The 7,682-nt window shown below is 61.8% G+C and carries 4 protein-coding genes; all 4 read right to left on the reverse strand.

Features of this window, described 5'->3' with window-relative positions; genetic code table 11:
- Positions 1-634 precede the first annotated feature (634 nt).
- Genes IK083_06140 through glmS form a run of 4 tightly spaced genes read right to left on the reverse strand, consistent with a single transcriptional unit; the run spans position 635 to position 7,032 of the window.
- On the reverse strand, positions 635-2,044 hold the full coding sequence (locus tag IK083_06140) for an amidophosphoribosyltransferase (GenBank protein ID MBR4749130.1): 1,410 nt from the start codon (positions 2,042-2,044) through the stop codon (positions 635-637).
- Positions 2,041-3,657 (reverse strand): CTP synthase, encoded by a 1,617-nt coding sequence (locus tag IK083_06145; GenBank protein MBR4749131.1) that lies wholly within the window; start codon positions 3,655-3,657, stop codon positions 2,041-2,043. The genes IK083_06140 and IK083_06145 overlap by 4 nt, the downstream gene beginning before the upstream one ends.
- Before the next feature lie 11 nt (positions 3,658-3,668).
- The gene (gene guaA, locus IK083_06150) at positions 3,669-5,201 is read right to left on the reverse strand and encodes a glutamine-hydrolyzing GMP synthase (protein MBR4749132.1); all 1,533 of its coding nucleotides are present in this window, start codon (positions 5,199-5,201) and stop codon (positions 3,669-3,671) included.
- A 7-nt stretch (positions 5,202-5,208) separates the two neighbouring features.
- Positions 5,209-7,032: a glutamine--fructose-6-phosphate transaminase (isomerizing) gene (glmS, locus tag IK083_06155; GenBank protein ID MBR4749133.1), complete on the reverse strand. Its 1,824-nt coding sequence runs from the start codon at positions 7,030-7,032 to the stop codon at positions 5,209-5,211.
- Positions 7,033-7,682: the final 650 nt, after the last annotated feature.

The raw sequence follows: 7,682 nt of genomic DNA on the forward strand, positions 1-7,682 counted from the left end.
GCCTTTTGCCCTCACCGCCGAAGTGACGTTGAATTTGAACGGGACATATTCGGGATGACGAGAACCGACACTTGGTCCTTCTCCGCCGAGTGGACCCCCCAACGGCTTTCAGCCGTCGGTGCCCCCACAGATCTCCAACGACCGTGTATCACGGTCGCTGGGATGACGGCGGAGAGCCGGGATGACGGGGAGTGTAGGAGAGCGCTTTACCCTGTCCCGTTGGGTCTGTGCGTGGCCATGGCTCGCGGGTCTATCTCAGGGGACTTCTTACCGGTGAGGGCCTTTTGCCCTCACCGCCGAAGTGACGTTGAATTTGAACGGACATATCCACAATGACGAGAAGTGTTTTCCTTTACCCCGCGATACGGCCCCCCCAACGGCCGAAGGCCGTCGGTGCCCCCGTAGATCTCTTACCGGTGAGGGCATTCTGCCCTCACCGCCGAGATGACGCGGGGTATCAGCGCAACCGCTGGGATGACGGCGGAGAGCCGGGATGACGAGAAGTTTTCCCCCCCGCAGACGTAAAAAAAGACGCCCGTCAGGGCGCTCAAAATGGTGTTCCCCGCAAAATCACAGATTTTGCGGGGCTGAAATCGGGGTCCCCAAAAAATCGTAAGATTTTATGGGGCTATATTTACTTGTTCTTCTCGGACAGCTTTTGCTCAAACCGGTCCTTGCGGGTGTCCTTGGGCACCTGAGTATGATACACTCCGTCAAAGCAGGAACTGCAGTAGCCGTCGCTGCCGGCCAGCTCCCTCAGGCTCTCCAAAGGCAGATATTCCAGCGAATCGGCTCCTATGAGCCGGGCCGTTTCCTCCACGGTGTGGTTGCAGGCTATCAGGTTTTCCTGGCTGTCTATGTCCGTGCCGTAGTAGCAGGGATAGAGGAAGGGCGGCGCCGACACTCTCATATGTATCTCCCGGGCGCCGGCTTCTCTCAGCATAGCCACGATGCGCCGGCTGGTGGTGCCCCGCACGATGGAGTCGTCTATGAGCACCAGCTTTTTGCCCCGCACCACCGGCTCTACCGCCGACAGCTTGATGCGCACCTTGTTGAGCCTGCCTCCGGGGGCGATGAAGGTGCGGCCTATATATTTGTTCTTGATGAGCCCTATGCCGTAGGGCACTCCCGATTCCCGGCTGTAGCCCACTGCGGCGTCCAGCCCCGAGTCGGGCACTCCTATGACCAGGTCCGCGTCGGGCGGGTTGATACGGGCCAGCGCTCTGCCGGCGTCCACTCTGGCTTCGTGGACGGACCTGCCGTCTATCACCGAGTCGGGCCGGGCAAAATAGATGTATTCAAAGACGCACAGCCGCTTGTGTTCCCGGCCGCAGTGCTCCCGGCGGGAGTGGATGCCGTCGGGGCCGAAGATGAGTATCTCCCCGGGCTCCAGGTCCCGGATGAATTTGGCTCCCACCGCAGTGAGAGCGCAGCTCTCGGAGGCGGCCACGTAGATGCCGTCCTCGGTCATGCCGTAGCACAGGGGCCTGTAGCCTCTGGGGTCCCTGGCGCAGATGAGCTTTTGGGGGGACATGAGTATCAGGGAATAGGCTCCCTCCAGAGTGTTCATGGCCCGGCTGAGGGCTTCTTCTATGCTGGGGGCGGTCAGCCGTTCCTTGGTGACTATGTAGGCTATGATCTCGGTGTCGCTGGTGGAGTGGAAAATGGCCCCCGACAGCTCCAGCCCGCTCCTCAGCTCCGCCGCGTTGGACAGGTTGCCGTTGTGGGCCAGGGCCATACGGCCCTTTTGGTGGTTGACCTCTATGGGCTGGCAGTTGCTGCGGGCGGAAGCTCCCGTGGTGCCGTAGCGGGTGTGGGCTACGGCCATGGTGGCCTGAGGCATGTCGGGAGGCGCGGGAAACACCTCTCTCACCAGGCCCGTGTCCTTGCGGGACACGAATATGCCGTCGTCGTTCACCACGATGCCGCAGCTTTCCTGGCCTCTGTGCTGCAGGGAATACAGGCCGTAGTAGCACATAGAGGCCGCGTCTATGGGCTTGGGGGCTATGAGCCCGAACACCCCGCATTCTTCGTGGATACTCATTCTTTTCTGTCCTTTGCGCGTTCGGCGGCGGCGCCTATGAAGCCCTTAAACAGGGGATGGGGCCGGTTTGGCCGGCTCTTGAACTCGGGATGGAACTGCACGCCCAGATAAAAGGGCATATCACTGAGCTCCACGGTCTCCACCAGCCTGCCGTCCGGGGACAGGCCGCTGAGGGTCAGGCCCGCCTCTTCCAGGGTCTGGCGGTAATCGTTGTTGAACTCGTAGCGGTGGCGGTGTCTTTCGCTGATATTCCGGCTGCCGTAGCAGCGCTCCATCACGGTGCCGGGCTTGATGACGCAGGGATAGGCCCCCAGCCGCAGGGTGCCGCCCTTGTCCGTGTCCTCGGTCTGGCCGGGCATAAAGTCTATGACCTTGTGGGGGCAGTCGGGGTCAAACTCTCCGGAGTCCGCGTCCTTCAGCCCCGCCGCGTTGCGGGCAAACTCTATGACGGCTATCTGCATGCCCAGACAGATGCCGAAGAAGGGCACCCGTTTCTCCCGGGCGTATTTGGCGGACAGGACCATACCCTCGGTGCCTCTGCTGCCAAAGCCTCCCGGCACTATGATGCCGTCCATGCCTCCCAGCATCAGCTCGGCGGTGCAGGGAGTGATCTGCTCCGAGTCGATCCAGTTGATATTCACGTGGGCGTTGTGGTAGTAGCCGGCGTGGTGCAGGGCCTCCGCCACGGACAGATAGGCGTCGTGGAGCCCCACGTATTTGCCCACCAGCCCTATCTCCAGAGTGTTGGAGGAAGCGTAGTTCATGCGGTTCACCAGCTCCTTCCACTCGGTCAGGTCGGCGGGAGGCGCGTCTATGCCCAGCTCCCGGCAGACTATGTCGGAAAAGCGGCTGGCCTCCAGCATGAGCGGAGCCTCATAGAGGTTGGACAGGGTCATATTTTCTATCACCTGGTCCGGCTTCACGTTGCAAAAGAGGGCTATCTTTTTGAAGATGCTCTTTTCCAGAGGGCGGTCGCAGCGCAGGACTATGATGCTGGGCTTGATGCCCATGCCCTGCAGCTCCTTGACGCTGTGCTGGGTGGGCTTGGTCTTGTGCTCCTCGGAGCCGCTCAAAAACGGCACCAGGGTCACGTGGATGAACAGGCTGTTTTCCCTGCCCACTTCCAGGGATATCTGGCGCACGGCCTCGATGAAGGGCTGGGACTCTATGTCGCCGATGGTGCCCCCTATCTCGGTGATCACCACGTCGGCGGCGGTCTTTTTGCCCACGCTGTAGACGAACTCCTTGATCTCGTTGGTGATATGGGGTATCACCTGCACCGTGGAGCCCAGATATTCGCCGCTGCGCTCCTTGTTCAGCACGTTCCAATACACCTTGCCGCTGGTGAGGTTGGAAAACTTGTTCAGGTCCTCATCGATAAAGCGCTCGTAGTGCCCCAGGTCCAGGTCGGTCTCCGCCCCGTCCTCGGTGACGTACACCTCGCCGTGCTGAAAGGGACTCATGGTCCCCGGGTCCACGTTGATATAGGGGTCCAGCTTCTGCGCGGCCACCTTCAGGCCCCTGGTCTTCAGCAGTCTGCCCAGAGACGCCGCCGTGATACCCTTGCCCAGCCCGGAGACCACTCCTCCGGTCACAAAAATATATTTTGTCATAGCTCAGTCCTCTATTCCCATTCCACCGTTGCGGGAGGCTTGGATGATATGTCATACACTACTCTTGATATGCCCGGCACCTCGTTGGTGATGCGGCTGCTGGCCTTTTCCAGCGCCTCATAGGGCAGACGGCACCATTCGGCGGTCATAAAGTCGTCGGTGGCCACGGCCCTCAGGGCCGCTATATAGCCGTAGGTGCGGGAGTCCCCCATGACCCCCACGCTGCGGGAATCCGTCAGCACGGCAAAATACTGGCTGGGCTCCCGGCCCGGCAGGGCCGCCGCCACTTCTTCTCTGAAAATGGCGTCCGCATCCTGCAGCAGGGCCGCCTTTTCCGGGGTCACCTCCCCCAGTATCCTCACCGCCAGGCCCGGCCCCGGGAAGGGCTGCCGCCACACCAGTTCTTTGGGCAGGCCCAGCTCCTCGCCTACGGCCCGCACCTCGTCCTTGAAGAGGTCCCGCAGGGGCTCTATGATCCTGTCAAAGGACACCGCGTCCGGCAGGCCTCCCACGTTGTGGTGGCTCTTGATCACCGCCGAGGCCCCCTTGCCGCTCTCTATGACGTCGGGATAGATGGTGCCCTGCACCAGGGCGTGCACCCGGCCGATGCGGGCGGCCTGGGCCTCAAAGGCCCGGATAAATTCTTCGCCTATGATCTTGCGCTTGGCTTCCGGGTCCGTCACCCCCCGCAGCCTGGCAAAAAACACCTCTCCGGCGTTGACCCTGATGAGGTTGGCCCCCATATTGCGAAAGGTCTCTTCCACAAAGTCGCCCTCGTTCTTGCGCATGAGGCCGTGATCCACGAACACGCAGGTCAGGTCCGGCCCGATGGCTCTGTGCATGATGGCGGCGCACACCGAAGAGTCCACTCCTCCCGAGAGAGCCAGCAGAGCCTTGCGGCCCTTCAGCTCCCGGGCGTATTTTTCTATCTCCCGGCCGGCGTAGTCCAGGGCGCTCCAGTCCCCGCTGCAGCGGCAGACTCCGAAGAGAAAGGCCGCCAGTATCTCCCGGCCGTATTCGGTGTGGGTGACCTCGGGATGGAACTGCACCCCGTAGATCTGCCTGTCGGGGCATTCCAGGGCGGCGCAGGGACACACTGCCGTCCGGGCTGTGACCCTAAAGCCCTCCGGCGGGGCGGAAATGTAGTCCCGGTGGCTCATCCAGCACACGCTCTCGGGAGGGACCTCCCGGAAAAGGACGCTCTCCCCCGACACGGTGAGGGCGGTCTTGCCGTATTCTCCGGCGTTGTCGGCGGGAGACACCCGGCCTCCGGCGAGAAAGGAGAGCAGCTGGGCGCCGTAGCAGATGCCCAGCACCGGGATGCCCATGTCCAGTATCTCCCGGCCGCAGCGGGGAGAGGCGGGATCATACACGCTGTTCGGGCCTCCCGTCAGTATCACGCCCCTGTAGCCCTCCGCCCGTATGCCGGCGGGGGTCACCCGGTCGTATTGTTTGATCTCGGCATACACGCCCTGCTCCCGGACCCGCCGGGCTATGAGCATGTTGTATTGGCCGCCAAAATCCAGCACCAGTATCTTGTCCATCGGGCTCTTACTCCACCGTCACGGATTTGGCCAGATTTTTGGGCTTGTCTATGTCGCAGCCGTTGGCTCTGGCCACGTAATAGGCCAGCAGCTGCAGAGGCACTATCTCGATGGCCGCGGAGAAAATGGCGTCCACGTCGGGGATGAAGAGCAGGTCGTCGGCCACGGACAGTATCTTCTGATTGTGCCGGAAGGTCAGGGCCAGCACCTCGGCGCCCCGGCTCTTGACCTCCACAATGTTGCTCAGGGTCTTTTCCATGATGTAAGGATTGCAGCACAGGGTGATGACCGGCTGCCGGTCCTCTATGAGGGCGATGGTGCCGTGCTTCAGCTCCCCGGCGGCGTAGGCCTCGGAGTGCACGTAGGAGATCTCCTTCATCTTCAGAGCCCCCTCCAGAGCCACGGCGTAATCCGTGTTGCGCCCTATGAAAAAGAGAGCCTTGGCCCCGTGGTATTTCTCTGCCAGGGCTTCCACCGAGGGGTTCAGGTCGATGGCCTGCTGGATGCGGGAGGGTATCTGCCTCAGCTCGTCGGTGAAGGCCACTTCGCTGCCGAAGATATAGCCCATGATGCCGCCGAAATACACGGCCAGCATGTAGAGCACCGATATCTGGGTGGTGTAGCCCTTGGTGGTGGCCACGGCTATCTCGGGGCCCGCCCAGGTGTAGATGGTGCTGTCCGCCAGAGAAGCGATGGTGCTGCCCACCACGTTGACTATGGCGATGGTCCGGGCGCCCCGGGCCTTGCATTCCCGCAGGGCCGCTATGCTGTCCGCCGTCTCCCCGGACTGGCTGATGACTATGACCAGAGTGTGCTCGTCCATGAGGGGATCGCTGTAGCGCAGCTCGCTGGCCAGCTCCACCTCCACCGGGATGCGGCTCAGCCTCTCCAGAGCGTATTTGCCGGCGCAGCCCGCGTGATAGGCGGAGCCGCAGGCGGTGATCACTATCTTGCGGATGCTCTCCAGATCCTTGCGGGTGTAGCCCAGCTCTTCAAAAAAGATCCTGCCGTCCTTGATCCTGGGCTCGATGGTGGCCTTGGCCGCGGCGGGCTGCTCCATGATCTCCTTGAGCATAAAGTGCTCGTAGCCGCCCTTTTCCGCCGCCTGCACGTCCCAGGTGATACGCACGGGAGTCTTGTGCAGCTCCTGGCCGGTGACGTCAAAGACCCGCACCGCATCGCAGGAGAGCTCGGCGAACTCGCCGTCCTCCAGGTATATCATGTTGCGGGTCTGATTGACCAGCGCCGTCACGTCGGAAGCAAAGTAGTTTTCCTCCACGCCGATGCCCAGAATGAGAGGGCTGGCCTCTCTGGCGGCGTAGATACGGCCCGGGTCCTCGGTGCACAGCACGCCCAGGGCGTAGGAGCCGTGGAGCCGGTTGGTGGTCTTGATGAGAGCCTCCCGCATGTTGCCGGAGTAATATTTTTCTATGAGATGGACGATGACCTCCGTGTCCGTCTCGCTCTCGAAGCGGTAGCCGGACTCTGTGAGCTCGTCCCGCAGGGCCTGAAAGTTTTCGATGATGCCGTTGTGCACCACGGCAAAGCGGCCGTCGTTGCTGAGATGGGGATGGGCGTTTTCTTCCGTGGGGGCGCCGTGGGTGGCCCAGCGGGTGTGGCCTATGCCGCTGCTGCCCGGAGTCTTTTTGCCGTCGTCGGTCTCCTCGCACAGATTGGCTATACGGCCCGTCACCTTGTTGACGGAGATGTCCCGCCCGTTCATTACGGCTATGCCGGCAGAGTCATAGCCCCGGTACTCCAGCTTTTTCAGTCCTTCCAGCAAAATGGGGGCCGCGCTCCGCGAGCCCGTAAATCCTACTATTCCGCACATATGTCACTCCTGAAATATACAGTCCGGCAGACGCTCCGGACAAAAAAGAAAAGGGCAGGTCTCTCACGTCAGACCTGCCGTTCGTTCGCTGTTGTCGCCCGCTTTGTCAAGGTTCTGCGAGCCGGCAGCCGCCGGCAAAACCCCCGCAAACGCGGCGCAAAAAGGGCGCCCATTCGGTAAATATTACGTAAAATATTATACCAAAAAACCGCCGCCGCCGTCAATAGGACGCCGGGGCCCCCGGGGGGAAAAACTGCGCCCGGGAAAGCGTTTTTTTATGGAGCGGCGTCCTCACTCTCCGGCGCCCTCCCGGCGGATGCGCCGGCGGTCAATAAAAACGTCATCTCGGCGCCACCCCGCGTCATCCCGGCGGGAATGGTGTCCGGCGGTCAATAAAGACGTCATCTCGACGGTTTTGACGTCAGGCAAAACCGGTAAGAGATCTCCTGAAACGGAAGGACACACCCGGGCAACGCGCTAAGCCCACCGCCGGAGAAGGCATACGGGGGGGGGCCGTACCGCGGGGCAAGGAAAACCGTCATCCCGGCCAAAACGGCAATATGTCAAACGCCACCGGCGTTTGGCCGTTTTGGGGAAGGGATCTCGGGCGGGACCCGTTTGCCCGTTCCTTGCTCCGGCAGAGCCGGAGA

This window comes from Abditibacteriota bacterium, assembly GCA_017552965.1.
Lineage (GTDB): Bacteria > Armatimonadota > UBA5829 > UBA5829 > UBA5829 > RGIG7931.

What these genes read in the sequence shown, in the direction of transcription:
- IK083_06140 (MBR4749130.1), bottom strand. Translation starts at nt 2,044, where the DNA reads ATGAGTATCCACGAAGAATGCGGGGTGTTCGGGCTCATAGCCCCCAAG.
- IK083_06145 (MBR4749131.1), bottom strand. Translation starts at nt 3,657, where the DNA reads ATGACAAAATATATTTTTGTGACCGGAGGAGTGGTCTCCGGGCTGGGC.
- guaA (MBR4749132.1), bottom strand. Translation starts at nt 5,201, where the DNA reads ATGGACAAGATACTGGTGCTGGATTTTGGCGGCCAATACAACATGCTC.
- glmS (MBR4749133.1), bottom strand. Translation starts at nt 7,032, where the DNA reads ATGTGCGGAATAGTAGGATTTACGGGCTCGCGGAGCGCGGCCCCCATT.